Source organism: Streptomyces sp. NPDC127068, from assembly GCF_042724695.1.
Lineage (GTDB): Bacteria > Actinomycetota > Actinomycetes > Streptomycetales > Streptomycetaceae > Streptomyces.
The window spans coordinates 1-2,757 of sequence record NZ_JBHXEN010000121.1; the positions used below are offsets into that span (position 1 = coordinate 1).

Below are 2,757 nucleotides of genomic sequence, written 5' to 3' on the forward strand. Positions count from 1 at the left end.
CCGCCGTACCCACCGGCACATCACGCCCCGCACCCAACCGCGCCAACAACATCACCAACGCCGCCTGCACCACCATGAACACCGTCGCCGAACCCCGGCCCGCCGCCTCCACCAGGCCCGCGTGCACCTCGGGCCCGATCTCGATCGGCACGGAACCGCCCTTGAACGAGGAGACCGCGGGGCGCGGGCGGTCGGCCGGCAGCTCCAGCTGATCGGGCAGATCGGCCAGGGCTGCGCGCCAGTGGTCGAGCTGGCGGCTCATCTCGCTGTCCGGGTCGTCGGCGGACCCGAGCACCGAGCGCTGCCACAGTGCGTAGTCCGCGTACTGGACCGGCAGCGGGGACCAGTCGGGGGCCGCACCCCCGAGGCGCGCCGCGTACGCGGCCCGCAGGTCGTCCGCGAGGACCCCCGTCGACCAGCCGTCCACCGCGATGTGGTGGGCGACCGCGACCAGTACGTGTTCGGTCGGCGAGACCTCCATCAGGAGGGTGCGCCAGGGCAGGTCGCCCACCAGGTCGAAGCCCCCGGCGAGTTCGACGGCCAGGGCGGCCGGCACCTCGGCCTCGGTGACCGCCCGTCGCCGCAGTTCGGGGTGGGCCCCGGCACCGGTCAGCAGGTGTTGCCGCGGCACCCCGTCCGTCTCGGGGAATCGCGTGCGCAGGGATTCGTGACGGTCGGCGAGGTCACCCAGTGCGCCTTCCAGCGCCGTCACGTCCAGGGCGCCGGACAGCCGCAGGACGAGCGGGACGTTGTACGCCGCGCCCGCGCCCGCTTCCTTGAGCTGGTTGAGGAACCACATCCGTTGCTGTCCGAACGACAGCGGGAGGACGTCGGGGCGCTCGCCCGCGACCAGGGGGGGTCGCGCGGACGCCCGGTCGCCCGTCACCAGTCGGGCGAGTTGCGCGACGGTCGGGTGCTGGAACACGTCCCGCACTCCGATGCCGGCGTCAAGCACCGACCGGACCAGGCCGATCAGCCGCATGGCCGTGATGGAGTCCCCGCCGAGCGCGAGGAACGACTCCTCCGCGCCGACCCGCTCCACCCCCAGGACCCGGGCGAACAGTCCGCAGAGCACTTCCTCCGTGGGAGTGGCCGGCGCCCGTCCGAGTGTGCGCGTCACCGCGGGGGCGGGCAGGGCCGCCCGGTCGAGCTTGCCGTTGACGGTGACGGGCAGGGCGTCCAGCACCACGACCGCCGAGGGCACCATGTACTCGGGCAGCTGCTCGGCGGCGTGTTCCAGGAGTGCCGCGGGGTCCACCCGGTGGTCGGCGTCGGGGACGACGTAGGCCACCAGTTGTTTGGCGCCGGGGCGGTCCTCGCGCACGATCACGGCGGTCTGCGAGACGTGCTCGTGCGCGGCGAGGACGGCTTCCACTTCGCCGGGCTCGATCCGCAAGCCCCTGATCTTGACTTGGTCGTCCGCGCGTCCCAGGTAGATCAGTTCGCCGTCGGACGTCCAGCGGGCCAGGTCGCCGGTCCGGTACATCCGGGTGCCGTGGTCGAAGGGCGAGGCGATGAAGCGTTCCCCGGTGAGTGCGGGGCGGCCTGCGTACCCTCGGGCCAACTGCACCCCAGCCAGGTGGAGTTCGCCGGTCACTCCGGCCGGGACGGGTCGCAGGAAGGCGTCGAGTACGTACGTCCGGGTGTTCCAGACGGGTGCCCCGATCGGCACCACCGCCGAGGGGGCGTCCTCGCGTGCCCCGTCCCATGCCGTGACGTCCACGGCGGCCTCGGTGGGGCCGTAGAGGTTCTGCACGCCGACCCGGGGGCCGAACCGTTCGCGGAACTCGGCCAGCAGTTCCGCCGAGAGCGCCTCGCCGCTGCACACCACCCAGCGCAGGGTGGTGCAGGCCCCGGGTTCCACCGCCGGGAGGAACACGGCGAGCATGGACGGGACGAAGTGGGTGACGGTGACGTCGAAGCGTCGGATCGTGTCCACGAGGTAGGCGGGGTCCCGGTGGCCGTCCGGGCGGGCCATCACCAGCGCGGCGCCCGACAGCAGCGGCACGAAGAGTTCCCACACCGACACGTCGAACCCGATCGGTGTCTTCTGGAGCACCCGGTCGTCCGGTGCCAGGTCGAACCGGTCCGCCATCCACAGCAGCCGGTTGACCAGTGCGCCGTGGCTGACCACCACGCCCTTCGGCCGGCCCGTCGAGCCCGAGGTGTAGATCACGTAGGCCGCGGCGCCGGGCGGCACCGTCGTCGCGACGCCCTTGGCGGGTGCCGACGCCACTTCGGCGCGCGTGTGCGGGGCGTCCCACACCACGGAGGGCACCGCGGCCCCCGTACCGTCGGGCAGCGGGTCGTCGGTGCCGCCGGCGCGGATCAGCAGGGCGACGTCCGCGTCACCGAGTACGTACGCCACCCGCTCGCGCGGATGGCCGGGGTCCACCGGAACGTACGCGGCTCCGGCCCTCAGTACGCCCCAGAGCACCACCAGGAGGTCCACCGAGCGTTCCATCAGTACGCCGACCCGGTCGCCGGGGCGCACGCCCCGCTGCCGTAGCCAGCCGGCGACCCGGCGGGAGCGTTCGTCCAACTCGGCGTAGGACAGGGCGGATCGTTCGTCCAGGACGGCGGTGCGTGCGGCGTTGCGGCGTGCGTGTGCGGCGAACAGTTCGGGCAGGCTCGTCGACGGGACCGGCCGGGCGGTGTCGTTCCACGCGCCGACGACCACGTCCCGTTCGGCGGCCGGCACGGCGTCGGTCCGGCCCACCCGGACGTCCGGGCCGTCGGTGGTCGCCGCGAGGTGGG

Annotated in this window: 1 protein-coding gene; it reads right to left on the reverse strand. The window is 73.5% G+C overall.

All coding sequences use genetic code 11. From position 1 onward, the window contains the following. A partial coding sequence (locus ACFWIA_RS35045; RefSeq protein ID WP_387011323.1) for an amino acid adenylation domain-containing protein occupies nucleotides 1-2,757 on the reverse strand: 2,757 nt, incomplete at both ends.